The organism is Longimicrobium sp. (assembly GCF_036399255.1).
Classification (GTDB): Bacteria; Gemmatimonadota; Gemmatimonadetes; order Longimicrobiales; family Longimicrobiaceae; genus Longimicrobium.
In genome coordinates this window covers 21,543-46,959 of the sequence record NZ_DASWNM010000136.1, presented here as the reverse complement: position 1 = coordinate 46,959, position 25,417 = coordinate 21,543, and the positions used below count along the sequence as shown (strand labels likewise).

Genomic DNA, 25,417 nt, shown 5'->3' with positions numbered 1-25,417 from the left:
ACGAAGCCCGCCTTCGCGGGCTGGCGGCTCTGGAGGAGACGGAGCCTGCCGTGCGCGCCCGCGCATCCCGGCGCGCCGGCCCCTGCCCGCCCGAGCAGGTGAAGCCCCGTTCGGCGAGCGCAGCGAGCCGAGACGGGGCTTATGGCATTTCCAGCCGCGGGCTTTGGCCCGCGGTGATCGCGCGGCACGGAGTCCGGGGACCGCCCCCGTTCACCCGTTCACCCGTTCACCCGTTCACCCGTTCACCCAAACAGCCCCATCTGCCCCGCGCGATCGTGCGGGCGGCGGAACCCGGCCGAGGAGAGCGGCGGAAAGTCACGCACCAGCCCGTGCTTGCGGCACGCGGCCCCGAACAGCGCCTCGTACTGGTCCGCGAACAGCCCCTCCCCGCGCATCCGCGTTCCCCACTCGCTGTCGTACAGCTTGCCGCCCCGCATCTCGCGAATGCGGTTGAGCACCTTGTCCCTGCGGTCGGGAAAGTGGGTCTGCAGCCAGTCCTCGAACAATCCCTTGAGCCCGTGCGGCAGCCGCAGGGGGATGTACGAGGCCGCGGTGGCGCCCGCCTCGGCCGCGGCGGCGATGATGGCCGGCATCTCGTGGTCCGTAAGCCCCGGCATCACCGGCGCCACCAGCACGCGGACGGGGATCCCCGCCTCGGCCAGCCTGCGTACGGCCTCCAGCCGGCGCGCGGGGGTAGAGGCGCGCGGCTCCATCACCCGCTGCAGCTTTTCGTTCAGCGTGGTGACGGAGAGGTTCACGACGGCCGCCTGGTGCGCGGCCAGCTCGCCCAGCAGGTCGATGTCGCGCGTGACCAGGTGGTTCTTGGTGACCATCGCCACCGGGTTGCGGAACTCCGCCAGCACCTCCAGGCAGGCGCGCGTAATCCCCAGCCGGCGCTCCACGGGCTGGTACGGGTCCGTGACGCCCGACATGGCGATGGGCTGTCCCGTCCACTTTGGCGACGCCAGTTCCTTCCGAAGCAGCTCCGGCGCCTCGTGCTTCACCAGGATGCGCGTCTCGAAGTCCAGCCCGGCGCTGAATCCCAGGTACTCGTGCGTAGGGCGGGCAAAGCAGTAGATGCAGCCGTGCTCGCACCCCCGGTACGGGTTCACGCTGGTCTCGAACGGGATGTCGGGGCTGTCGTTGCGCGAGATGATGCCCCGCGTGTGATCCCGCAGAAACTGCGTCCGCGGCCCGGGCTCGTCGTCGTCGACAGCCTCCAGGTCGGGGACGTACTCCGCCTGCTCGAAGCGGTTCTTCGGGTTCTGCGCGGCGCCGCGTCCGCGGATCTGCACCAGCTGCTGCATGAAGGGCCCCGCCGGATCGGGTGAATCATCCACCCGGAAAGATAAACCGAATCAATCCCGAAAGCAACGGCGAGTACACCGGAGTGCCGAGTGCCGAGTGCCAGGTGCCAGGCGGCAGGTGCCGAGTGGGACTTTTCCTGCTTGCGTCCGCAAGGCCGGCCTGCCGGATGCCCGGGCGCGCACCGCACCCTCCGTCTCCTCCAGAGCCGCCAGCCCGCGAAGGCGGACTTCGTGTGGTTGTTGCAGCGAATTCATTCGCCATTGCAGGCAGCCCGCCGCATCCTCCACTTCCTCACCGGCTGTGCGGTTCCGGCGCGGCATCGGGGCAGCAGCGGACCTCGAAAGCCGTCGATCCGCCTTGCCTCAGCCGCCGCGCCTCAGCTGGCGCCTGACCGCGTGCCCATGATCGAGATCGTGCTGCGGTCGACGTCTTTTGCGGTGAGGTCCTGGTGCACCGGTCCTCCGCGAAGGCCGCCCACGCCCTTGTGGTCGTGCCCGACCATTTCCATCCGCGAGTCCGTTACGCGCTCGGTGCGGGCACGCTGGCGGACCTCGGCGAGGACCCCGGCGTCCGGCTCCACCTCCGGCGCGGGCGGCACCCGCAGCGGCCGCCGGTCGGCGCCGAACTGCTTGCGCAGCACCGGCACGGACGCTTCGTCGCTGCCGTCCAGTTCCAGCTGGTTCACCGCGAGGTCGAATGCCTGCTGCACGCCCGCGCCGGTTGCCAGGGCGGTGTAGAAGGCCCGCGAGAAGGTGAGGGCGCCCTCGTCGCTGATGGCGTGGTTGGTCCCGATGGCGTAGTCCACCAGGTCCCGCAGCACCTCGACGATGGAGTGCGTGTGACAGGCGTTCAGGACGACCACGCGCACCTCGCTGTCCAGCAGGGAGAACAGCTTGCCCAGCGCCACCCTGTCCACCGCCATCGGGTTCCCCGCCGCATCGCTGAGGTAGAGGACGCCGTCCTTGCCGCCGTGCCCGGAAAAGTGGACGATGTGGGGCTGGTATTCGAGCAGGGCCAGCTGCAGGTCGCGGGGACGCGTGGCGAAGTTCGCCTCCAGTTCCAGGGAATCGTGCGCCTTTCCCCGCAGCAGCGCGCGCCGGATTGCGCGCATCTCCTCTTCCAGCTCCAGCGCTGCGCGGTCACGGAACGGGTCCGCTGCGAGGAAAAGCACTCTGATCTTGTCAGGCATCGAGGAGTCTCCCGGTTGATCTCTGGTCTGCCATGGCATCACCCGCCAGTCTTGCGTCGGGGCGTCAGCCTCTCTTGTGAGAGCGGGCTCCCGTTCGCACGGCGAAGCGCCGGTTGATGGGCAGCGCGCGAGCGTAGTTTGCTCGTGCGGAGCATCTGTCGGACGGGCAGCGTGGATTTCTCCCGCGCCCGGCAGCGGCTGGAATGGGAGCCACTCGCGACCGACTGATGCGCTGCACGGACCAGTTGCGGCATCTTGCCGTCTGCTGCTCGTGTGAGAGGAGATCGACGAAACTGGCGAACGGCCGCAGGGCGGACTCGTAGACGAAATTTGCCCATCGCCAGAATCACCTCGCGCGGGCGAGACGGATCAAGGCAGGGAAGGGCGGCGGGGACGCCGGAGAACGCGGGAAGACGCGGAAGACGCGAGAAGACGCGGGAAGACGCGGGAAGACGCAGGAGGACGCGGGGGAGAGCGCGGTTACTTGAGGTCGTGCGGGTGCGGGGGCACGGGAGCACAACCCAAGAACGCGGACGTCGACATCCCGCGACGCGCCGGGGTGTTCACCGGCGTGTCGGGATCGCGCAAGTCGTCGCTCGCGTTCGGCACGCTGTACGCCGAGGCGCAGCGGAGATAGCTGGAGCCGGTGGCGACGTACGCGCGGCGCCTCTTTCACCCGATGGCCATCTCCGGCGTGGACGAGATCGACGGCATTCCGCCCGCCGCCCTGCAGCAGCGGGGCACGCGTCCTTTGAGCAGCCGCGGACCCCCTCCATCCGTCCGCCCGTCCCGGAGCCGGCGCGGGAGGCGCAGACCGTGGGTGATTCAGAGCCGCGCGATGCCCTCTCCCGCCATCGTCTCCAGCTTCCAGCCCCCGAGCCGTGAATACCAGGCCAGGAGGCCAAGGACCCCTACCGGGATGACGAGATTCCCGATCAGGACGCTCGCACCCCAGTTGGCCGGAGCCGTGTTTCCCCGGCTGATGAAATCCTGCAGGTGCACGACGCCGGCTCCCATCGCGAACAGGGCCGGCGTTACGGCGGCGGCGATCCAGTATCGGTCCCGGAACCAGATGCACAGCAGGGCCACGACGCCCATGCCGAGGTGATAGAACGCCAGCTCGTGCTGGAACGGGCTTCCCGTGGCCCATCCGATCGACCCGGCCACCTGGTCCGACATGAAGTAGTGGCCCACGAAGCTCCACAACCCGGCGGTGCCCATTCCCAGGACGAGCAGGTACAGCAGAACCATCTCGACCCGCTCCCGCCTGCTCGAGGCCCCAACGGTGTGCGCATGCATCAGGGCCAGAACGGGAAGCGACGCCCAGAACACCGTTCCCCCCACCGCCCATCGGAGCAGGAACGAAACCCCGACCAGCGGCACAAGAAACCCGGCTGCGCCCATCACGGTCGCCGGTGGGTTCCGCAACGGTGCCGGCATGGACAGAACCCGGTGCCGTCCGGCCCTGAAGCCACTCACGGCGACGCCCGCGGCCACCAGGGCGACCGTCAGGGGAAGGACGGCGAGCGCCGAATCACCCGTCCAGACGTGGATCGCCGCTGCGCCCGCCATCCAGGGTACGAGCACGGAGGCCGCGACGGTCCGCGTGCCATGGAAAAAGATGCCCAGCCCGACCAGGAATTCTACGGCCCCCGTCCACGGGATCAGCCCGGGATCGAGCCCCCATGCCTGGAAGCTGTCCGCGAACCGGGTGGGCTCGTTCAGCTTGGCACCCGCCAGGAAGATGAACGCAATCCCCAGGAGCGGGCCGACGGCCCCGGCGAATCGCGCACGGCCGGCGGGCGCCGCCTTGTCTTCGGGTTTCACGATCATCTTCTCCATCTTCCTGGCTTGCATGGTTGTCCTCCGTGCGGGAGCCGCCTGATCCCCGGGCCTCACCATCATCCGGAGCTTTCCGTCCGGGGCAGCCGGGCCGCCCCGGCGATGGCCTGCTCACACGCGGTGACGATGTTGCGGGCGACCACCTCGCCCAGGGCATCGACGATGGCCGCGTACGCGGACTGGAGAGGTGCTTCGAGTTCGTCGAGCTTTTCGCGTCCGCGATCCGTAAGGCGATGCAGGACCACGCGCCGGTCATCCGCATGCCGTTCCCGCGTGATCCAGCCGCGTTCCTCGAGGCGGCGGGTCAGCCGGGTCACGTCCGGGGCGCCCAGCAGCAGGCGCTCGCTGATCTCCAGGTGCCGCAGCCCCGCGGCTCCGGCACCTCGCAGCATCCGCAAGAGGGGGTACTGGCGGGAGCTCACTCCGTGATCCGAGAGCACGGCGCCGATGAAGCTCCCGACGTCTCCGGCCGCGACGGCGAGCGCGAGCGCGACACTCTCACCGAGGTGTGGCTCACGCGTGAGCCCGGTCCGCTGCTCGAGGATCTTTCCCATCGTCCCCATTGAAAGTTGTAGTAACAAGTATTATTGTAGGCTAAAGGTTGTGCTCCACAAAGTCAACCCGCGCCCCGCGATCGGCGTGCACGTTGCTGCGCCATCCCTTCGCGCTGCGGGAGCAGGTGCGGATGCATCCCCGGTTTTCCCATCTTCATCAGCTCCAGCACTGGAAACACCTCGGACGGGCGGAACGGACGAAAGCAGGGAAGAGCGGCGGGGCAGGGGACGAGGCCAAGGGCGCGCGGGATGCTGGAGGTCGTGCGGGTGCGGGGGTGCGGGAGCACAACCCCAAGAACGTGCACGCCGACATCCCCGCGACGCGCTGGTGGTGTTCACGGCCGTGTCGGGATCGGGCACGTCGCTCGCGTTCGGCACGCTGTACGCGGAGGCGCAGCGACGTCAGGAGGCCGGTGCCGCCGCACGCCTCTCTTTATCGGGTGATCAGCCGTGGGGGCGCGGCGCAGGAGAACCGCGAAACCCTGGAAGCTGCTCCGGTACCCAGCCGTCACCCTCGCGCTCCCCACCACACGCATGGCGGAACCGGATCCAATGCGGCTCTCACTCCTTTCCACCCCACCGAGCGGCTGGGAGCGGGTACCCGTCCTCGCGGTCGGCGCGGTTCCGTCCGGGATGGGCGCCGCGGAGCTTTACCTCCTGGCTGAAGCCGACGACGGGACCCGACTCCGCATCCACTGGTACGGAGGCGTGGTGGCCCGCGTGTATCAGGAGGCGGCGTGGTGGGGGCGCTGGATCGTGCTGGGCTGCGGGGAGGCCGCATACCTGATCGACCCGCGGAGCCTCGCCGTGCGTACAATCCCGCTCCCCTTCTACTTTCAGAAGATCCACGCCGGGGACGAGTACCTCCTCCTGCTCTCGGGATCGGGGATCACCCGGATCGGTCCGTCGGGTGAGGTGGAGTGGGAGAATCCCCACGTCGCCGTGGACGGGATCACGATCGGAGACGTCGAGGATGGAGTGATCGAGGGCGATGCCGAGATGGACCCGCCCGGCGGATGGGTGCCGTTCCGCGTCGACCTCGCGACGGGGCGGCTCCTGGAGCGTGCCGATCCGTCCCCGCCGGACCCGGATGAGGTTCCGGCGGAGCCGGGGCGCCCCCGCCAGGGGTAAGCGGAGCAACCGGATGGGAATCGGCTGGATCTGCACTCCCGGCCCCGGGGAGTGCCACGAGGCCGGGTACGCCCGGCTGCGCGCAGTCGCCCTGGCCGAGCTCGACAGGCGACGACGGCCACCCGATGGGAGCGGCCGTTGTTGATTCAGGCGGGCCGCGCTTTTACACGATTACGCGGCATTGTCTCACCAGAAAGTCCACGTACCGGCGGAGCGGATGAAGGCGGGGAAGAGCGGGGACGGGGCGGATCATCCGCATCAGCACGAGTTCGTGCGGGTGCGGGGGGCGCGGGAGCACAACCTGAAGAACGTGGACGCCGGGCATCCTCCGCGACGCGCTGGTGGTGTTCACCGGTGTGTCGAGATCGGGCAAGTCGTCGCTCGCGTTCGGCACGCTGTACGCCGAGGCGCAGCGGCGCTGCCTGGAGTCGGTGGCGCCGTACGCGCGGCGGCTCTTTCATCAGATGGGCATCCCGGCGTCGATGAGATCGACGGCCTCCCGCCCGGCACGATGTTCAGGCGGTTGCTTCGAGCATCATGACGTCGAGGAGGAAGGAGCCGTCCGGCTCGACCGCGAAGTACGCGCGCACCTCGTCCGACGCGGCGGCCTGCAGGGCGTGGATCGCGGCGACCAGCGGTGCGGGCGTTCGCATCCGCTCGATCCACGTGCCGAAGTCGATCCGGATCCGGTGGCGGCGCACGCGCTGCACGGTGAAGCCGGCGCGCTCCACGGCGGCGATCCACTCGGCCACGGTGTAGTCGCGCACGTGTGAAGTGTCACGGAGAAGCTCGACCGCCTGGAGGTGGGTGTCGTGGAGTGCGCGTCCCGGCGAAACCGAGTCGATGAAGATCGCGGTCGCGCCCGGCCGCGCCACGCGGTGCGCCTCCGCAATCCCGGGATCCAGGGTGCGCCAGTGGTGCGCGCTGAAGCGGGTCGCCACCAGGTCGAACGAGGCGTCGTCGAATGGAAGCTGCTCCGCGGCGGCCTCGCGGGTGCGGATGTTCGTGAATCCCCGCTCGCTCGCCGTCTTCGCGACCTCGGCGAGCATGTCGGCAGACAGGTCGCACGCCACCACCTCGCCGGCGTGCGGCGCGAGGCGATAGGCCACGTGGCCGCCCCCGCACCCCAGGTCGACCGCGCGCGCCGGACGCGTCTCGGCGGCGATCGCCTCCAGCGCGTCGAGGTCGGGGCCGGAGGCGTGCAGGGCGCTGGTGACGTACAGGGCGGCGCGCGGACCGAACTGCGACTGGGTGACGGTTTCGTGGCTTCTGGTCATGAGCATCTTCGCGGGACGATTCGGGACGACCAACCGGGCCGTGAATATGCCGGTCGTCCTGCGCTCGCGCACCGGTATCGGCGCGGGAACATTAACGTCGCGCCAGTCGATCACGCAGGGCATGTTGATTCCGCGAGTGTACACCTTCTCCATCCACCAGAAACATCACGGGCGAGCGGGGCGCATCAAGGCAGGGAAGAGCGGCGGGGCAGGGGACGCGGCGGATTGCCCGCGGCAGCATGAATTCGTGCGGGTGCGGGGAGCGCGGGAGCACAACCTGAAGAACGCGGACGTCGACATCGCCCGCGACGCGCTGGTGGCGTTCACCGGCGTGTCGGGACCGGGCAAGTCGTCGCTAGCGTTCGGCGCTGTACGCGGAGGCGCAGCGGCGCTGACTGGAGTCGGTGGCGCCGTACGCGGCGGCTCTTTCACCAGATGGGCATCCGCGACGTCGACGAGATCGACGGCATCCCGCCCGCCGTCGCCCTGCAGCAGCAGCGGGGCACGCCAACCACGCGCTCGTCCGCCGGGAGCGTGACCACGCTCGGCAACCTGCGGCGGATGGCCGTACTCGCGCGCGGGCGACGATCCGCCCGGCCAGCCCATCATCTACGCCGAGGCGTTCTCCCCCCGACACCCCGAGGGCGCCTGTCCCCCCGTGCCACGGCTCAAGCCGTATCGACGAGGTCACCGAGCGCTCGATGGTGCCGGACGACTGGCTGACCATCCGCGAGCGCGCCGTGGCCGCAGGCGTGGGGCGGGCAGAACCAGCACGGCATGCCGGTCATCGGAGGGCTCCGGAGTAGCGGGAACGTCAACGTCACAGCTCTGGCAGCGTCCTTGGCCGCCCCGCAAAGAGAGGGAGGGGCATCAGTGCGATGCCCCTCCCGTTTGTTGGCAACATTCCGGCAAGGAACAGCGGGATCAACCGTCCCGTCTCTGCAAGGCTCCCCACCCGCGGGTTGTTCGATCCCGCGGGCGTCCTATCACCCGTGCAGCCAGAAGGCGAACTCCGCGAAGCGCGGGTGCTTCCACCAGTTGAGCGTGCCGGTGCCGTAGCGGAAGTTGGTGGCGCCGGCCTGGCTCTGGAGGGGCGCGATCACCTCGCCCGCCGCGTTGCGGCGGGCCGAGTGCTCCGCCGTCTCGGGCACCACCATCACCATGTGGCCGGATTTCCCGTCGATCACGCGCCGGGCGATGACCAGGCCGAGCGCGCCCTGGTTCACCTCGGTCTGCAGCTTGGTCAGCGTTCCCGTCTGCCGCCAGCCGAAGCGCATCCCGAAATCGCGAAGCCAGCGGAAGATGTTGTTGGCACGCATCTCCTCGATGGTGCTGCCGAGCCGCGGCTCCACCTGCTTTCCCTGCGCGAGCTTCTCGATGGATCCCGGCGTCCACCAGACGCGCGGGAGAAAGACCCCGGCAAGGAAGCAGTAGTCGTGCGTGTAGATGTTGCAGAAGGTAAGGCCGTCGCGCGGCAGGTAGCGCTTGTGCTCGTCCACGGCAAGCCAGTCGATGATGGCGGCCAGCTCGGCGCGGAGCTCCGCGGCGGTCTGGCCCTTGCGGCCGGGCTGGCCGGGCTCGTTGAGCGAGTGCGCGGTGGCAATGGCGGTCCGCCTGGTCACCAGCCCCGGCTTGCGCGGCGCGTGGACCGCGACGATTCCCGCCGCGGGCGGGGTCGCCGAGGGCGTCTCGACGGGCACCGTGTCGGCGCCCGGGGCGGGCTTGAGGAACTCGGCGAAGGCGAAGCCCGCGACGTGTGCGCCGCTCAGGCTCGTCTCGATCCGCCGGAAGCCGTTCTCCAGCTTTTTGTCCACCGCACGGACGAGGTGGCCGTCGGGGAGCTTCGCCACGACGTTCGACTCGGGCTTCGTCTTCGGGATCCTGGGCTCGCTGCGGACGTTGAGCGGCGTATTGCGCACGTCCACCTCGAAGATGGCGCCCGTGGCGGCCACCGGGGTCGGTGCCGGGAGCGGGCTGGTCCCCCCGACCGCCGCGAGAGCGACCGCCGGGGTCGCGCCCTCCAGCGAGACCGTCCTGGACAGCCTGAGAAAATCGAATACGGCCTCGCCGTAGAAGCGGCTCCCGTCGAAATGCCCCTGCTTCAACCCCTTGGCGGGCTTGAAGCCGCCGGTGTTGTAGGCGATGGCGACGGCCACCATCTCCAGGTCGGTGAGCGTCGACTTTGCCCCGAGTCCGATCTTCTGCCGCTTCGACTTCAGCTCATCCATCGCCTTGCCCAGCGAGGCGTCGAAGCTCGCCCAGCGCTTCTCCAGGAAGAAATCCGGGTCCACCAGGAAGAACTGCAGGTCGTACTGAAAGATCCCGTATCCGTGGCAGAACTTGTTCGGCTTCTTGGCCACCGCGGCGAAGCCGGGGATGAACTCGGCCATGTCGACCAGCGCCTGGTGCGCGATCTCGAACATCTGCTCCCCCCGCGGCTTCGCGACCAGGTCGGCCTTGGTCTGCGGGAACGCCTTGCGCCCCTTGTCGGCGTCCAGCGTGTCGCCCACGCAGAGCTCGAGCACCTCCGCCGTGCTCATCTTGCTTCGCAGCGTGTTCCAGATGTGCCCGGTTTCCTGGCAGGCGATCGCGGTCAGCAGGTCCACCGTGAAGGGCGTGCCTGAGATGGCGGCTTCGATCTGCGTGTGGAACTGCGTCTTGAACCAGCGAATCGCGTCGGGGGTCGGCATGGGGGTCGTCCTGTCGTGGGGAGGGCGCGCACTGCGGGACGGCAATCTTCCGTAAACTGCTGTGGCCGCCGACAGACCGTTGGATGGACGCGCTCCAATGATTTCTCCCGCCGCGAGCTGCCCAGCAGGCTGCCGTGCTCGCGCATCGACCCTGAGCCGCTTTCAGCGGATCGTCCGGTCGGCGCACCCTCTCGCAGGGACTGCGAGCCGGCGGCTGGTCCGCACGACGCCTGCTCACAACCGCGCTCCTGACTCGGTGCCGTTCCGTCCCTGAGAGAGTGTTGCCAAACCTCAAATCCATAACGAAGCGGTGACTTCCTGAGGGAGCGCATAACGTGTAGCCAGAAGTCACATTACAGGTTGCGCGCGACCGAAGGACCTCGTCCCGGTGGCGCAGGGGCCAGATCAGGACACGGCACCAGCCCCGTCGTTCTGCTGGCGAGGTCCTTCGGTCGGCGCGAAAGTGCAGTGTACAAGCGGGTCACGGGGCGGCGCCTCCCTCAGGAAGTCAATCACGCCGAGAGGTTTGGCAACACCCTCTCAGCCTCAGAGGGTGTTGCTAACCCTCAAATCCATAACGAAGCGGTGACTTCCTGAGGGAGCGCATAAACGTGTAACCAGAAGTCACACTACAGGTTGCGCGCGACCGAAGGACCTCGTCCCGGTGGCGCAGGGGCCAAATCAGGGCACGGGACCAGCCCCGTCGTTCTGCTGGAGGGGTCCGTCGGTCGGCGCCAGGGTGCAGTGTACAGGCGAGTTACGGGGCGGCGCCTCCCTCAGGAAGTCAATCACGCCGAGAGGTTTGCAACACCCTCTGAGGGCGTATCCGCTTCCACCGGTCCCAACGGACCGACCCGTGGTTGTCGGGATCGGGCAAGTCGTCGCCCGCGCTCGCTGTACGCCAAGACGCAGCGGCGCCAGGCCATCAGGCTTCGCTCACCGATGTTCGGCCCCGCACGCCCGGCGGACGCAGACGGCGCCGCGGATTGCCACGGGACCCCGCCGCGCGCATCTTCTTCGGACGGCCCTCCCGCCTGCCTTCCTCATCCTCCGACCGTACCGGCCGCACGTGGACAGCCACTCTGGCCCGGATCGCGGCCACGACGCCGTGGCCCGCGCGCGCCGGATGCGGGAGCCCGCACGCATGCCAGGCACCGGAGAGATGCGGATTCCTCCCGCCCCGGGGGCGCGCGCGTGATGGACCCGCGTTCCCCGCGCGCGGTGCCCCGCGTGGTCTTTCTGGGCGGAAACGGCCACGCCGGCGCGCGGCTGGATCCCGCGCGCCGGGTTCTCGCCGGGCTCGCCGGACCGCGCGGACGTCCGCCGTTCACGCTGCACGACGTGCCCTACCCGGGCTTCGAGGGCCGCCCGCGCGCGGAGAGCCTGAACGCGTTCCTCGCCGCGGTCGTGGCGTCGGTCCGCGCGGAGACCGGCGCGCGCCCGGAGGACGGGGGCGCCGGCCGGCCGCTCGTCTACGCGACGGGGATCGGCGGCCTGTTCGCGCTCTGCCTCCGCGCGCGCGGCGAGCTCGACGGGGTTCCGCTCCTCCTGCAGGCGCCCGTCCTCTGGGGCCTGGAGCGCCGCCTGATGCCGCGCGTCCTGCGGATGGGGATCGCGCAGGCCGCCCTTCGCCGCGCGTTCGCGTCCCCGCGCTTCCAGGCGCGCTTTGCCCGCAAGCACTTCCGGCGGCCGCTCGATGGAAACATGCGCGCGCGCTTTTTCGAGGGCTACGCCCGGTGCGCCGCGCTCCCCGACTTCTTTGCGTGGCTCACGCCGGCGCTGCTGCGGCGCCTGGAGGCCGGCTTCGCGGCCCGGCCGCAGGCGCTGGGGGACGTCGCGGTCTGGTGGGGCGAGCACGACACGGTGGTCCCCGCGCGGGAGCTGGCGTGGACGGAAGCCGCGCTGGGCGTGGCGTGGCCCGTGCGGCGCTTCGCGGCGTGGGGCCACTATCCCATGATCGACGATCCCCCGGGCTGGGTGAGGGCCCTTTCCGATGCCGTGGAAACCGCTTCGCCGCTTCCGGGACCCCAGCGTCCCCAAGCTCGATAACCTCCGCCGCGCGCAGGCCGCCGGCCTTCGCGTCCCCGCGACGTTCTGGGTCCGCGCGGCCGGCGCCGCGCAGGCCGGGGACCTGCCGCCCGAGATCACGCGGGGGCCCTTCATCCTCCGCTCGGGCTCGCCCACGGAGGACACGCACGAAACCTCCAACGCGGGGCAGCTCCTCTCGCTCGTCGTGCGCGAGCCTGGCCGCTCGGAACGCTCCCTGGCGGAGGTCGTCGCCGCGCTGCCAAAGGATGCGGACGCCGCCCCGCTCGGCGCCGTCTTCGCGCAGCCGCTGGTGGACGCCGCCGAGGCCGGCGTCGCGTTCTTCGACGGCTTTTACTACGAGCGCACGGTCGCCGCCGGGGGGAACGAGCGGCTTACCGCCGGCCAGGCGCGCGGGGAGGTCACGCGTGGCCACCAGGCGCGCGGCGACGCGTGGTCCGCGTGGCTCGCGCGGGTCTACGAAGTGTTCGGCCGCGGCGCGCGGGGCGGCGCCGGGGCCATCGACGTGGAGTTCGCGCGCGACGAGGCGGGGTACGTCCTGCTCCAGGTGCGCCCGGCGCTCTTCGCCGTCGCGCGGAACGAGACGCTGAGCCTGGCCAATCACAAGGAGATCCTGGGCGACCCTCCGAGCCCCTGGATCGCATCGGTGCTGGGCGCCGCGGGGCGCGAGGTCCTGTCGTTCTTCGGCGAGATCGATCCGGCCGTCGCGACGTGGCGGGACGCGTACGCGGTGGAGATCGGCGAGCGGGCGTGGATGAACTTCTCGTTCTTCTTTCGGCTGATGGACCACTGGGGCCTGCCGCGCGCCTTCGTCACCGAGGGCGTTGGCGGCGGCGAAGACGGGCCCGAGGAGGACGGGCGCGTGATCCCGGCGCGGTTCCTCCGCAACGCGCCCACGCTCGTCCGCCTGCAGTGGACGTGCGTACGCACGGTGCGGGACATCCCCCGTGCGCTCGCGGAACTCGACGCGCGGATCGACGGGGCGGCGTCGCTCCCGGCGCTCTTCGACGCCAACGTGGCCGCGATGACGCTCGCCATCCGGACCAACTTCGCCATCAACAGCGTGCTCTCGGGGGTGACGCGCGTGCGGCGGGCGCTCGGGGTCCGCGGCACGGCGCGGGTAGTCACGCGGGAGATGATGGAGCGGTACGGCGGCCTGGCCGCGCTCCCGGCGGAGGCGCGCGAGGCGGGGCTGGACGGGTGGCTGGCGGAGTTCGGGCACCGCGGGCCGCTGGAAAGCGATCCGTCGCGGCCGCGCTTCGGCGAGATGCGCGAGGTGCTGCTGGCCGACCTCGCGGCGAGCGCCGGGGCCGGCGGGGACGTTCGCGCAGGGGCAGAGGCGGCGGGGCGGCCGATCGTGCAGCCGTTCTACTGGATGGACGAGCGGCGCGAGTGGTTCCGCGACGAGCTCATGCGCCGCTGGCAGCGGCTGCGGGCGCGCCTGCTGGAGGAAGGGCGCCGCCTGCACGCGGCGGGCGCGCTCGACGCGCCGGAGGACGTCTTTCTCCTCCGCGGCGACGAGCTCGCGCCCGGGGCCGACCTCCGCGCCGCCGCCCTCGCCGCCCGCGGGCGCATGGAGCGGGCGCGCCGCATGGACCTGCCGCCGACCGCCTCACGCGAGCGGATCGAGCAGGCGTGCGCCGACGTGGAGCGGGCCGAGGCGGAGGCCGCGGGCCGCCGGGTCTTTCCCGGGATCGCGCTCGTCCGGGCGCTCGTGGAAGGGCGCGCGGTCAAGGCGGACGACCTCACGTCGCTCCTGGCGGAATCCGCGGGCGGAACGTCCCTGCTGGGCCCGGACGCGATCCTCGTCGTCCCGGCGCTGGAGCCCTCGTGGGCCGTGGTCTTTCCGCGCGTCCTGGGCGTGGTGGCCGAGATCGGGGGCGAGCTGAGCCACGCGTCGATCCTGCTGCGCGAGGCGGGCCGCCCGGCCGTCGTCAACTGCGCGGGGATCTTCCGCGAGGTGCGCACGGGCGACCGACTGCGCCTGGACGGCCCGCGCGCGCTCGTCGAGATCGTCCGCGACTGATCACGCTGCCTCACGAGGTGCCACCGATGAATCGGGCTCTTCGCCGGGTGCTTCTCGCGGCCGTCGCTGCCGCGGGCGCCTGCTCCTCCTCCGACGCCCCGCCCGCCCGGTCCGGCGGCGAAGAAGCCCCGCTCGCCGAGTCCGGCGGCGAACCCGTGAAAGGCTTCCGGACCTCTCAGCTCCACTACGACGCCAGGCGCGTCGCCGAGGGGATCGAGATCTCCATTCCGTACGTCTATCGCAACGCGACGGGTGACCCGGTCTATTTCATCAACTGCAACGAGATCATCGTCCCCTCGCTCGAGCAGCGGACGGGCGATACGTGGTCCTCGGTCTGGACCGGATCATCGCCCGCGTGCATGAGCCTTCCCGTGGTGGTGCCACCGGATGGAGAATACAGGGATACGATTCGCGTGCTTGCCAGGCCGGACATGGATCCGCGGTTCAACGTTGTTGATCCCGACGGCACGTACCGCCTGGTCTGGCACGGCGTGGTGCATTCCTATCGCAACGAGCCCCCGCTCGGCACCCCGCTTCCGCTGGATGAGCGCACGTCGAACGAGTTCACGGTGTCCGCCCCGCAACCGTAGCCCGCCGGCGCACGAACAGCTCCGGCGCCTCGTGCTTCGCCATGAGATGGCGGAGAACCGTGGGAACGCGTGCAGGGAGCGCGCGAAGCAGTAGATGCAGCCCTGCTCGAACCCGCGGTACGGGTTCACGCTCGTCTCGGACGGGGTGCCGGGCTGTCGCTGCGCGAGATGATCCCCGCGTGTGGTCGCGCAGAGCCTGGACCCGTGTTTCCGGACGGCACGGAGAACGGCCGTTCTGGTGAGGCGAGTGACGTACCCGTATACTTGCCTGGCCGCCGGTCCTTTCGTCCCGCAGCAGGAACCACTCGCATGAAACAGCTGCTCCCCCTGCTGCTGTGCGCGGCCGGCTGTACGGCCCACGCCGCGCCGTCAGGCCAGCCCGCCCCCGAATCCGCGCCCGCCCGCTACCTGTACGTTTGGGCCGGAGACACGGACCAGAAGCACCAGGACTTCCTGGCCGTGGTGGACGTTCAGCCCGGCAGCGCCACCTACGCCCAGGTGATCGCCACCGAGCCCACCGGGCTGACGGGCTCCATGCCGCACCACCTGGAGTACGAGCTTCCTTCGTCCGACCGGCTGCTGTTCGCCAACGCGCACCACCACGAGCAGATCCTGCTCTTCGACACCCGGCAGGCGGAGCGGCCGCGGCTGGCCCGCACGCTGCCGCCGCCGGCGCCGCTGCGCTACCCACACGACTTCTTCCGGCTGCCCAACGGCAACGTGCTCGTGGGCTACCTGCGCAGCGAGGGTTCCAGTCCGGAGCCGGGCGATACCACCATGCCGGGCGGGCACGGCGGCATCGCGGAACTCGACCCGGAGGGCCGCCCGCTCCGCACCGCCAGCGCGGCGGACCCGGCCTGGACCATCCCCATCCGACCCTACGCCTTTGCGGTGCTCCCCGAATCGGACCGGGTGGTCACTACCAGCGCGGGGATGATGGAGCACAGCAGCGCGGACGTGGTGCAGGTCTGGCGGCTCTCGGACCTGGCGCTGCTCCACACGCTGGCCGTGCCCCCCGCCGGGCTACGAGACGGCAGCGTGCTGCAGAAGGGGCACGAGCTTCCCTTTGAGCCGCGCGTGATGCCGGACGGAAGCGTGCTGCTGAACGCGTTCGGGTGCGGCCTGTATCACCTGACGGGCATCGCCACGGACGCGCCGCGGCTGCAGAACGTCTACACGCTCGAGGTCAACGGCGTGCCTGCGGACCGCAGGGCAGGCTGCGGCATTCCGGTCGTGGTCGGCCCCTACTGGGTGATGCCGGTGGGCCGGATGAACATGCTCGTGACCCTGGACGTGCGGGACCCCGCGCGTCCCGTGGAGGTTTCGCGGCTGATGGCGGATACTCTCTTCAGGCCGCACTGGCTGGCGAAGGACCCGGGCTCGCAGCGGGTGATCGTGGGCGCGGAGACCAGTGGTGAGGAGCGCATGCTCATGGCGCGGGTGGACCCCGCCACGGGGCGCCTGTCGTGGGACGAGTCGTTCCGGTCGCCGGACGGCAGCCTGGGCGTGAGCTTTCGCCGTGAGCGCTGGCCGCACGGCGACACCGGCGAGGCCTTTGGGCACGCGGCGCTCTTCCGGCCCTGAGAGGGTGTTGCTAGACCTCCCGCGAGGATTGACTTCCTGAGAGGGTGTTGCCAAACCCCCGAACTCACAAAGAAGCGGTGACTTCCTGAGGGAGCGCACCACGTGTAACCAGAAGTCACACAACAGTCTGCGCGCGACCGAAGGACCTCGTCTCGGTGGCGCAGGGGCCAGATCAGAGCACGGAACCAGCCCCGTCGTTCTGCTGGCGAGGTCCTTCAGTCGGCGCCAAGCTGCAGTGTACAAGCGAGTTACAGGGCGGCGCCTCCCTCAGGAAGTCAATCACGCCAGGAGGCTTGGCAACACCCTCTGAGGGAGGCGCTGCTCCAGAGTTTGCTCGTACACCGTACTTTGGTGCCGACCGAAGGACCTCGCTGGCAGAACCGTGGGGCCAGCTTCCACGTCTGAATCTCAGCCCGTGGTGCGGCAGGCGAGATCCTTCGGTCGCGCGCAAGTGATGGTGTAGCTTCGAGATCCCGCGTGGGCGCTCCCTCAGGAAGTCACCGCTTCGTTGTAAATTTGAGGGTTTAGCAACACCCCCTGTGATGCGGCACGACCCGATCGGCCGATCAGCGGACCATCTCGCGCAGGGACTGGGAGCCGGCGCGGCTGGCCACCACCTCGGAGCCGTCGGCGAAGCGCACGGACAAGCGCCGCTCGTCGTACGGGCGGATGGCGGAGACGTGGTCCAGGTTCACGATGTGCGCCCGGTGGATGCGCCGAAAGCACGCCGGATCCAGCCGGCGCTCCAGCTCGTTCAGGCTGATGTCGGCCAGCACCTGATCGGCGCCGGTGCACAGCGTCACGTAATCGCCCGCGCCCTCGATGCGGTGCACGTCGCGCATGCTCACGGGTACCATCTCGCCGCCCCGGCGCACGAACATCCGCTCCAAGTACGGCGCTGACGCTGGTGCGGGTGCGGGGGCCGGCACGGGGGGCAGGGCAGGGGCGGGCGGGGCGGCCAAGCGGCGCGCGACGCGATCCACCGCGGCCTGGAAGCGCGTCCATCCGAACGGCTTCACCAGGTAGTCGTACGCCTCTACCTCGAACGCGCGCAGGGCATAGTCCGGGTACGCCGTCGTGAACACCGGCGCGGGGCGGTGCGCTGCGCGGTCCAGCACCTCCAGGCCGGTGCACTCCGGCATCTGCACGTCCAGGAACACCACGTCGGGCGCCAGCCGGTCGATCAGCTCCACCGCGGCCGTCCCGCTTTCCGCCTCGCCCACCAGCACCAGGCGCGGGTCGCGCTCGATGAAGCGCCGCAGCCGCTGCCGGGCCAGCGGCTCATCCTCTGCCACGACGGTCCGCAGGATCATCACGCTCATCGTTGCGCCGCCATCATCAGCGCGGGCGCACCGGCGGGGAGCGCGAGGTCCACGCGGAACCCGGCTCCCGGCGCCGTGGTGATCCGCATCTGCCCCCCATCTCCGTAGCGCGCCTCCAATCGCCCGCGCACCAGCCGCAGCCCGGCGCCCGGCGCCCGCTCTACCTGCTCCAGGATCGCGCCCGGCCCATCATCCTCCACTGACAGCAGCAGCCGGCCGCCGTCCCGCTCCGCGCGGACGCGGATGCACGTCGGCGCCACGCGCATGGACGCCGCGTGCTTCACCGCGTTCTCCACCAGCGGCTGCAGCACGAACGCCGGCACGGTGCACCGCAATGCGTCGTCATCCACCTCCAGTTCCGCAATCAGGCGCGTGCCCAGGCGAAGCTGCTCGATCCACAGGTAGTCGCGGACGAGCTGCATCTCCTCGTCCAGCGGCACGTCGTCGGCCGCGTCCAGGCGAACGTCGCAGGTGCGGTGAAGCAGCGCGCCGAAGCGTTCGATGGCCTCCTCGGCCCGGCCATCGCCCGCGCTCACCAGCTCCAGCAGCGAATGCAGTGTGTTGAACAGGAAGTGCGGGTTGATCTGCGCGCGCAGCGCCTGCATCTCCGCGCGCGTCCGCAGCGCCTCGGCCCGGGCGGCGCGCGCCTCCTGCTGGCGCAGGCGATCGCCCACCTCGGCCACGTAGCGCACGGCCGCGATGGTCACGTACAGCAGCACGCCCGCGCCCAGCTGCCAGCGAAGCTCCTCGAAGGTGAGCGTGGCGGCTTGCAGCCGCCCCACCCACAGCGACTCCACGAGGGTGCGCACGGCCAGCATTCCGCCGCACCACGCCAGCGAGTAGGCGATGGCCAGCCCAACGTGGATGCCGAAGAACGCGACGCGGCCGCGGCTGCCCCACGGGATGCGCGCGCACGCGTGCACCACCCCGATCCCGGCCAGTGCGGCCGGAAGGGTGTTGCTCACCGCCAGCATGAAGACGGGGCCCACGGGGCCGCCAGCGGCCATGATGGCGCCGAAGTACGCGGCGAGCATGGGGAGCCACGCCGCCGCGTACAGGGCCCAGCGGCGCCGGCCGGAGCCGGCGGTCAGTGCATCGGTCATGCGGATCAGGGTGCGGGAACGCGCAGGGCCTCGGCGGCGGCGCGGAGCAGCGCGGCGCGGTCCGCGGGGGGAACGGGCACGTCTGCCGCCACGCCATTCCCTTCCACGCGGACGCCGGCGGCGGTGCGAAAGTCCATCGCGGGGTACCGAAGCCGCCATCCGGGCGCCACCATCACGTCCACCGCCGAGAGCATTGCGCCCGCCGTGCGCTCGCCGATGGTCACGGCTCCACGCGATTCCTTGAGGATGGCGGCCACGGCCTCCGCGGCGCTCCCGGTATTCTGGTCGGTGAGGATGGCGATGCGCCCCGTGTACGGCCGCGCGATGCCGCCGCCGATGTACAGCATGGCCGCGCCCCCGGCGGCATCCACCGCGCCCGTCAGCATGGCGCCGCTCACCGAGCCGTCGCTGGGCAGCGGGGGGATGGTCGCCGGGTCCAGCGCGGCCGCGAACGGCATGCCCCGGCTGTCGAACCCGCGGCGAACGACGAAGTAGCCGGCGGGCACGGGCCTGGCGCTCAGGTGCTGCCCCAGGCGGTAGGCCAGGTCTACCGAGCCGCCCTCGTTTTCGCGCAGGTCGATGACGATGGCCGGCAGCCCCGCCATCGCCGCGAAGGCGCTGTCCATCCGCATCACCTCGGGCATCAGCGCCGCGCCCGACGGGCTGAAGCTCGCGATGCGCAGGTACCCCATCGACGGCGACAGCACCTGCCAGCTCACGGACGGGGCGGGCGCGGCCGGCGCGGGCGGGGCCGCCGTGTTCGCCGACGGCGGCGCCGCAAGGCGCACGACGGGGGTGAAGCCCAGGTGCGAGGTGCCCAGCGCACGAAGGAGCCCGCTGATGACCGCGTACGCCTCGCCGTCGGAGCCGGCGGCGGCAACGCGGGTGCGCGCCTCGGCCACCAGCCGGGCCCAGTCGGCGCCGTTGTACCCGGGATCGAAGAAGTGCCGTTGCAGCACCCCCACAACACTGTCGAACACCGCCGTCCCGGTCAACGGCGCCAGTGTCTCGCGCGGCAGGCGCATGCCGGACACGGAGCGGGGCGCCTGGCCAGCGGCGCGCCAGCTGCCGCGCAGGGAATCGCCTCGCACGGCGACGTCCAGCGCGGACTCGACTCCCCTCGCCGTCAGGGCGACCACGAGCCCCGAGTCCGTCCGCGTGGCGGAGGTGGGCACGACGGTCTGCTGCCAGGAGAAGGCGCGGGGCGTGAGCACGCCGCCGCGCTCGTCCAGCGACAGCACGGTCGTCAACGGCTGCGGGCCGGCCACGCGCACCAGCCAGTTGCCTGCGAGTTCGGGGCGCTCCTGCGCGGGGGCGGCGGACGCCAGCGCGGGCGTGAGCAGGAGGGGGATCAGAAAACGGCTGAGAGAATGGTTCATCGATCGCAACGGTTGCGGGGGATCGGAACAGCCACGTCCGCCAACGGTGGTGTGTCCCCGCGCCGTGCTCAAGCCTCGTTCGCCCAACCGGCCACCCGCGCGCCCGAGCGGGCCGTATCGGCGCCGGATGGCGGGCAGGTCATCTCTTGATGGCGGAGCGGACCGGGGATGATCGATTGGCTTGAAACAATCTTATGCTCTGAGACGTAGAACTCATTTGTTCCCCCCCCCCATCCCTGCCCACCTCGGCAGCAAAGGAGCAGCACACCGTCCTCGGAGCACTCCGTCCCCACCTCATCTACACCCTCTCTGAAAGACACGCACATGCACTCCATCGCAAGCCGCAGCAGCGTGCGCCTGCTCGCGCTGCTCCTGCCCCTGGCCGGTGCCTGCCGCGACCAGGCAGACACCCCCACGGCAGCCGTGCCCACCGGAACGACGGCGCTGCTGCAGAGCGCCAACCCCGCCACCAGCGTGATTCAGGACGAACGCTTCCGATCCAGTGAGGCGCGATCTGCCGCGCTGTCGCGCGAGGTGCCCGGGTTCGGCGGGTTCTACTTCGACGAGGGCGGCAACCTGCATGTTTATGTGCGCGACATGGCCAACGAAGGGCTGGCGCGTGCGGCCGTGGCGCAGGACATGGCGGAGTCGCGCCGCGAGGCCCGGGGCGCCGCCGCCCAAAGGCGCGCGGCAAACCCGCAGATCATCGTGCACGCGGCGAAGTTCGAGTTCGCGCAGCTGGCGGACTGGCGCAACCAGCTGACGCAGCCTGTGCTCCAGGTGCCGGGTGTGGTCTACAACGGGCTCAACGAGCCGGACAACGTCCTGGAGGTGGGCATAGACCGGAACCGCGGCGAATCCGTCCGCGCGCACGTAATGCGCACGGCGGCGTCCCTCGGTATTCCGGATGACGCGATCCTGGTCGCGCTCACCGATCCCATCTGCCCGGTGCAGAGCGAAAGCTGCGATCCGTGCACCTTCGATCCCGCCAGTTGCGAAACGGACCCGTGCACGATCGATCCGTCCAGCTGCCCGGCGCCGGACCCGGAACCCTGCACCACCGACTGCCCCGCGGAGCCCACCGACCCCTCCTACGGCATCACTCCGGGAAACCCCAGCTACTCGATCGTGCGGCCGGGGAATACGGGCACGTACTCGCTCGGATCCAAGTTTCCCGGGCTGGGGGGGGCCATGCGCATTCGCAATTACGGCAAGCCGTCCGCGTGCACGCTGGGCTTTGCCGCCATATACAAGGGAGTGGCCGCCATCGCCACCAACTCGCATTGCACGCTCACGGAGGAGTACAACGACAACTCGCCGTTCTACCAGCCCAGCTGGTCCTACGCCGAGGTGGCGCGCGAGTACGTAGACTTGTACCGCCGCACGTGGAGCCGACGGATTGCGGACCTGGCGCTGGGGCGCGCGGTGTCGGGGACCAACGTGTACCTCGGGTACGTAGCGCACCCGCGTGGCCGTTACGCGGTAAAAGGCGATACGCTGGTCTCTACGACTGAGCCCTGGTTCCGCATCATCGGCGAGGGGGCGCCGCGGTACAACTACGTCTTCGAAAAGGTGGGCGCCACCACCGGCTGGACGGCGGGGTACGCCAAGAAGGTGTGCTACGACACGAGCACCTACTCTTGCGCCACCTGGGTTCAGGCCGGCGCGGATCACGGCGACAGCGGCGCACCCGTGCTGCGCTGGTACGGCGCCAACCAGGGCGTGTTGCTGGTGGGGATGGTGTACGCCAAGGCGGATGGGGGCTTCTGGATGAACCCCATGAGCCAGATCCGCACGTACCTGAACGCCACCGGAGCGCAGGCCGGAGACCTGCGTACCTACTGAGCCCTCGAGGGCCGCTCCTCGGCAGAGCGGTCCGCCTCTCCACCTGATGCTGCAATGACAGTGCGTATACCACCGAGCTGCTGGGGAGTGATGGCGCTTGCCTGCCTGGGATGCGGCGCGGTGGAGGACCGCGAGCCCGCGGCCGCGGTGGAGATCGCCACGGTTGCCGGGGCGCCCGCGACGCCGCCCGCGCCGTTGCGGGTGGAGGTCCACGCGGCGCCGGCGGTCCAGGGGCGGCCGGTGCCGCTGGAGCTGGTGGTCCGCAACGTGGGGCGCACGCCCGCCGCGCTGGGGACGGGGGATAGCGCCACGACGTTCGACCTCGTGGTCACCGGCCGCGACGGCCGCGTGGTGTGGAACCGGCTGCACGCCATCGAGGAGATCCCGCTGGTGCTTATCGAGCGCATTGTGCCGCCCGGCGGGACGATGCGCTTTACCGACCGTTGGGATCTACGCGACAACACGGGGCGCCCGGTACCCCCCGGCACCTACTCTGTCTACGGTTTGGTGGATACCAACGAGTCGGCCGACCTGCGCACGGCGGCCCGTCCCCTGGTGGTCGGCCTCACCGCTCCCTGACCACGGGGCAGGGTCCGCCGATTACGACGTGCCGTCGGAGCGGGCGGCGGCGGCGCGGGGGCGCCCTCGGCCACGAGCCGGGCCCAGTCCGCGCCGTTGTACCCGGGATCGCAGAAGTGCCGCTCCAGCACCCCCACAACACTGTCGAACACCGCCGTCCCGGTCAACGGCACCAGCGTCTCGCGCGGCAGGTGCACCCCGGAAGCCGGGAGGGGCGCCTGGCCGGCGGTGCTCCAGGTGCCCCGCAATCCATCGCCGCACCGCCACGTCCAGCGTGTTCTCGCGTTCCCACGCCGTCGCCTGGGCCACGAACCCCGAATCCGTCCGCGCGGCGGAACTGGGGAAGATCGTCTGCTGCCGCGACAGGGCGCGGGGCGTGAGCACGCCGCCGTGCTCATCCACCGACAGCACCACCGTGAACGGCTGCGGCCCTTCCACGCGCACCAGCCGGCTGCCGGCGACCTCGGGCCGCCCCTGCGCGGGGACGGCGGGTGCCAGCGCGGGCGTGAGCAGGAGGGGGATCAGGAGACGGCTGAGAGAATGGTTCATCGATCGCAACGGTTGCGGGGATCGGAACAGCTACGTGCGCGCCAACGGTGGCGTGACTCCGCGCCGTGCTCAAGCGTCATTCGCCCAATCGGCCGCCCATGTGCCCGAGCGGGCCGTATGGGCGCCGGATGGCAGACCCATCATCTCCGCGGCGCGAACCGTACTGGGGTGGATCGATTGGCGGCATCGGGCTCACGGCTCAGGTACTGCCGAAGGTGGAGGGGCTGCGTGGGAAGGCTGGAACAACGTTCTTGCGCGAAAAGAGCTTTCGATTATAGAGTGGAAGCGGGCCGCCTGCCCGTGTGTTGCGTACGTCCTGATCAGGAGAACCGTCCATGTTGCGCAAGTTCATCCCCTGCCTCGTCCTCACCGCGGCGGCGTGCGTCCCGCCGTCGGGCCCGGTGGCCTACGTCGCCCCCGCGCCGGCCACGGGCGAGGGCGCCTTCGCGTGCGCCTACCGTACCATCAACGAGATGGGCTTCACGGTGACGAACGCGGACCGCGACGCGGGCTTCATCGCGGCGGAGAAATACGTCAGGAGCGGCGTGACGTACCACGATGCGCTGTCGGTCGCCATCTTCCAGGCCACGGGCGCAAGCGTGCAAACGCTGCGCGTGACCGCCATGGACGGCGACCGCGAGCGCGACGACGACGAGCCGGTGTCCAGCCGCGCGCCGTCCGCGCACGGCCGGGCCGCCGCGCGCATCGTGGCGGAGACGTGCGCCCCCGGCTCCACGCCCGTTTTGCAGAACGTCGCCGCCAGCTACCAGGCGCAGGCCCACGTCACCCGGTAAGGCGGCGCGGGACTCATCCGCGCCCCCGACGGGAACCGCCAGGCGAGCAGCCGTGCTCGCCTGGCGGTTTTGCTTCGTACGGAATGCGGCTCGCCCGCATCCGTCAGCATGGCGTCGGCGCACGCTCGTCCACCGACAGCACCACCGTGAACGGCTGCGGGCCTTCCACGCGCACCAGCCAGTTGCCGGCAACTTCGGACCGCCCCTGCGCGGGGGCAGCGGACGCCAGCGCGGGCGTGAGCAGGAGGGGGATCAGAAGACGGCTGAGAGAATGTATCATCGATCGCAACGGTTGCGGGGATCGGAACAGCCACGTGCGCCAACGGTGGCGTGTCCCCGCGCCGCACTCAAGCGTCGTTCGCCCAACCGGCCGCCCGCGTGCCCGAGCGGGCCGTATCGGCGCCGGGTGGCGAGCCCCGTTCCCTCCATGGTGCCGAAGTGGACCAGGGATGAAAACGCTGTCCATCGTTGCTGCATGTCCGTAAATGTGGGCCCGGTAGAAGCAGAGCCACATCCTGAGCCCCAGATAGTCGCGTTCGGCAGAGTTTCTAACAAAACTGTTGCACAAACTAAACGGCGTAAGTAGAGTGGTGCAGATTTCATTCAACTCCAACATCGGACCGGTTCAAATGATCCTGAACAATCGTATCGTAGCGTGTGAGGGAGAAATGGTTGTGCGCTCCTATAAGTGTGGGGTGTACAAGTCGCTCTTCTTGGGAACAAAGGCCGATGGTGTTGTGGAGGTGACTAACCGGCGTATTCTCTTCAAAGCCAGTGATTCGGCGGACGAGAACCGCAACACACTCTATAGCGAAATCCCCATTTCGGAAGTTTCCGGTCTCAGCCTTTTCAAAGGATTGAGTTTTAGCATCGTAGCATTCCTCGCCGGTTTGATCGTTTCGGGGTTGCTCGTGTATGCGGCATCGCAGATTCTTTCCGGATTGACTCGCGAGCATGCGACCAGCGGATTGCTGAAGTTCGTTCTGTGGGCAATCGCAATCGGCGCGGCTTACCAAGCCTATCGAGACCGCGTTAAGCCATTTCGGGGACTGATGTTCAATGCGCTTGCAATTGCACTGTTCACCCTGATTGCACAGTACGCGACCATGAGCTATGACGGGCGCGGAAAGGGTACCCTGCCATTGCTGGCCGGCCTTCTCCTCATGGGCTTTCAGCTGTACTTGGTCTTTCGCCTCGCACGGCGCAACACCATCGACTTCCACCTGTTCTCACGGAGCACGCAGCCGTCGCCGGTCGCAATCTCCGGGTTTTCGGCCTTCGATGCGCGGATCTCGGAGATCACGCGCACGATGACGTCCTTTGCACCGGGCGAAGACGCTACACGGATGATGAACGAGTTGGGGGCTGTAATTTCGGACATCCAATCCATGGGCGATTTTGGAATCGAGAAGTGGGCGCGGACGGGCCAGGTAGGAAACACAAATCAGACAGAAGAAAGATAAATATGGGAAAGCTAAGCGACTGGGCGAAGCTTGCGTTAGAAGTCACAAGAGCGTTCCATCCCAATGCCACCACCATCCAATCGCACAGGGAGGTGGCGGAAATCCGGGGTGAGATGAGAGCAGGGGAAATAGGCGAAAAGGAGGGG

General features: G+C 69.7%; 20 protein-coding genes and 3 pseudogenes. 12 read left to right on the top strand and 11 right to left on the bottom strand.

Annotated elements, in window-relative coordinates; genetic code table 11:
- Positions 1-242: 242 nt before the first annotated feature.
- Positions 243-1,307, bottom strand: coding sequence for a PA0069 family radical SAM protein (locus VGC13_RS25280; protein WP_414683017.1), 1,065 nt, complete (start codon positions 1,305-1,307; stop codon positions 243-245).
- 377 nt (positions 1,308-1,684) lie between these two features.
- On the bottom strand, positions 1,685-2,497 hold the full coding sequence (locus tag VGC13_RS25275; RefSeq protein WP_331128096.1) for a CHAT domain-containing protein: 813 nt from the start codon (positions 2,495-2,497) through the stop codon (positions 1,685-1,687).
- Between the two features lie 503 nt (positions 2,498-3,000).
- On the opposite strand from VGC13_RS25275, the pseudogene VGC13_RS33540 reads away from it, so the two are divergent.
- Positions 3,001-3,242, top strand: a pseudogene (locus tag VGC13_RS33540) (hypothetical protein); the annotation flags it as partial.
- Between the two features lie 80 nt (positions 3,243-3,322).
- Here VGC13_RS33540 and VGC13_RS25270 read toward each other — a convergent pair.
- Positions 3,323-4,354: a DoxX family protein gene (locus tag VGC13_RS25270; RefSeq protein ID WP_331128095.1), complete on the bottom strand. Its 1,032-nt coding sequence runs from the start codon at positions 4,352-4,354 to the stop codon at positions 3,323-3,325.
- A 44-nt stretch (positions 4,355-4,398) separates the two neighbouring features.
- Positions 4,399-4,893, bottom strand: coding sequence for a MarR family winged helix-turn-helix transcriptional regulator (locus VGC13_RS25265; RefSeq protein WP_331128094.1), 495 nt, complete (start codon positions 4,891-4,893; stop codon positions 4,399-4,401).
- 552 nt (positions 4,894-5,445) lie between these two features.
- Between VGC13_RS25265 and VGC13_RS25260 the strand changes: the two genes are divergently transcribed.
- Positions 5,446-6,024 carry a hypothetical protein gene (locus tag VGC13_RS25260; protein ID WP_331128093.1) on the top strand — a complete coding sequence of 193 codons (579 nt, stop codon included), beginning with the start codon at positions 5,446-5,448 and terminating at the stop codon, positions 6,022-6,024.
- A 217-nt stretch (positions 6,025-6,241) separates the two neighbouring features.
- Positions 6,242-6,547 (top strand): annotated as a pseudogene (locus VGC13_RS33535) (excinuclease ABC subunit A); the annotation flags it as partial.
- Here the strand turns inward: VGC13_RS33535 and VGC13_RS25255 are convergent.
- Positions 6,540-7,301, bottom strand: coding sequence for a class I SAM-dependent methyltransferase (locus VGC13_RS25255; RefSeq protein WP_331128092.1), 762 nt, complete (start codon positions 7,299-7,301; stop codon positions 6,540-6,542). The pseudogene VGC13_RS33535 and the gene VGC13_RS25255 overlap by 8 nt on opposite strands.
- A 247-nt stretch (positions 7,302-7,548) precedes the next feature.
- Between VGC13_RS25255 and VGC13_RS33530 the strand changes: the two are divergent.
- Positions 7,549-8,072: pseudogene (locus VGC13_RS33530) on the top strand (excinuclease ABC subunit A); the annotation flags it as partial.
- A gap of 215 nt (positions 8,073-8,287) precedes the next feature.
- On the opposite strand, the gene VGC13_RS25245 reads toward VGC13_RS33530, so the two are convergent.
- A complete protein-coding gene (locus VGC13_RS25245) occupies positions 8,288-9,991 on the bottom strand; it encodes a hypothetical protein (protein ID WP_331128090.1) in 1,704 nt (567 codons plus the stop codon).
- A gap of 1,197 nt (positions 9,992-11,188) precedes the next feature.
- Here VGC13_RS25245 and VGC13_RS25240 point away from each other — a divergent pair.
- The 4 genes from VGC13_RS25240 to VGC13_RS25225 all read left to right on the top strand — a co-directional run bounded on the left by VGC13_RS25240 (position 11,189) and on the right by VGC13_RS25225 (position 16,237).
- Complete coding sequence (locus VGC13_RS25240) at positions 11,189-12,040, top strand: alpha/beta hydrolase (protein WP_331128089.1); 852 nt, start codon at positions 11,189-11,191, stop codon at positions 12,038-12,040.
- On the top strand, positions 11,985-14,063 hold the full coding sequence (locus tag VGC13_RS25235; RefSeq protein WP_331128088.1) for a PEP-utilizing enzyme: 2,079 nt from the start codon (positions 11,985-11,987) through the stop codon (positions 14,061-14,063). The genes VGC13_RS25240 and VGC13_RS25235 overlap by 56 nt, the downstream gene beginning before the upstream one ends.
- A gap of 26 nt (positions 14,064-14,089) precedes the next feature.
- On the top strand, positions 14,090-14,653 hold the full coding sequence (locus VGC13_RS25230; protein WP_331128087.1) for a hypothetical protein: 564 nt from the start codon (positions 14,090-14,092) through the stop codon (positions 14,651-14,653).
- Positions 14,654-14,962: 309 nt separating this feature from the next.
- Positions 14,963-16,237 carry a hypothetical protein gene (locus VGC13_RS25225; protein ID WP_331128086.1) on the top strand — a complete coding sequence of 425 codons (1,275 nt, stop codon included), beginning with the start codon at positions 14,963-14,965 and terminating at the stop codon, positions 16,235-16,237.
- 566 nt (positions 16,238-16,803) lie between these two features.
- Here the strand turns inward: VGC13_RS25225 and VGC13_RS25220 are convergent.
- The 3 genes from VGC13_RS25220 to VGC13_RS25210 are packed head-to-tail and all read right to left on the bottom strand — an operon-like array spanning position 16,804 to position 20,041.
- On the bottom strand, positions 16,804-17,559 hold the full coding sequence (locus VGC13_RS25220; RefSeq protein ID WP_331128085.1) for a LytTR family DNA-binding domain-containing protein: 756 nt from the start codon (positions 17,557-17,559) through the stop codon (positions 16,804-16,806).
- Positions 17,556-18,662: a sensor histidine kinase gene (locus VGC13_RS25215; RefSeq protein WP_331128084.1), complete on the bottom strand. Its 1,107-nt coding sequence runs from the start codon at positions 18,660-18,662 to the stop codon at positions 17,556-17,558. Before VGC13_RS25215 ends, VGC13_RS25220 begins: the two co-directional genes overlap by 4 nt.
- A gap of 5 nt (positions 18,663-18,667) precedes the next feature.
- Positions 18,668-20,041 (bottom strand): S41 family peptidase, encoded by a 1,374-nt coding sequence (locus VGC13_RS25210; RefSeq protein ID WP_331128083.1) that lies wholly within the window; start codon positions 20,039-20,041, stop codon positions 18,668-18,670.
- A 324-nt stretch (positions 20,042-20,365) separates the two neighbouring features.
- Between VGC13_RS25210 and VGC13_RS25205 the strand changes: the two genes are divergently transcribed.
- Both VGC13_RS25205 and VGC13_RS25200 read left to right on the top strand, forming a co-directional pair.
- Positions 20,366-21,886, top strand: a complete 1,521-nt coding sequence (locus tag VGC13_RS25205) for a hypothetical protein (RefSeq protein ID WP_331128082.1) — start codon at positions 20,366-20,368, stop codon at positions 21,884-21,886.
- Positions 21,887-21,976: 90 nt separating this feature from the next.
- A complete protein-coding gene (locus VGC13_RS25200; RefSeq protein ID WP_331128081.1) occupies positions 21,977-22,465 on the top strand; it encodes a hypothetical protein in 489 nt (162 codons plus the stop codon).
- Positions 22,466-22,486: 21 nt separating this feature from the next.
- Here VGC13_RS25200 and VGC13_RS25195 read toward each other — a convergent pair whose 3' ends face one another.
- On the bottom strand, positions 22,487-23,014 hold the full coding sequence (locus VGC13_RS25195; protein ID WP_331128080.1) for a hypothetical protein: 528 nt from the start codon (positions 23,012-23,014) through the stop codon (positions 22,487-22,489).
- A 335-nt stretch (positions 23,015-23,349) separates the two neighbouring features.
- On the opposite strand from VGC13_RS25195, the gene VGC13_RS25190 reads away from it, so the two are divergent.
- A complete protein-coding gene (locus VGC13_RS25190) occupies positions 23,350-23,808 on the top strand; it encodes a hypothetical protein (protein ID WP_331128079.1) in 459 nt (152 codons plus the stop codon).
- A gap of 103 nt (positions 23,809-23,911) precedes the next feature.
- Here the strand turns inward: VGC13_RS25190 and VGC13_RS25185 are convergent, their stop codons facing one another.
- On the bottom strand, positions 23,912-24,088 hold the full coding sequence (locus VGC13_RS25185; RefSeq protein WP_331128078.1) for a hypothetical protein: 177 nt from the start codon (positions 24,086-24,088) through the stop codon (positions 23,912-23,914).
- A gap of 349 nt (positions 24,089-24,437) precedes the next feature.
- On the opposite strand from VGC13_RS25185, the gene VGC13_RS25180 reads away from it, so the two are divergent.
- Positions 24,438-25,271, top strand: a complete 834-nt coding sequence (locus VGC13_RS25180; RefSeq protein WP_331128077.1) for a hypothetical protein — start codon at positions 24,438-24,440, stop codon at positions 25,269-25,271.
- The last annotated feature ends 146 nt before the right edge of the window (positions 25,272-25,417 follow it).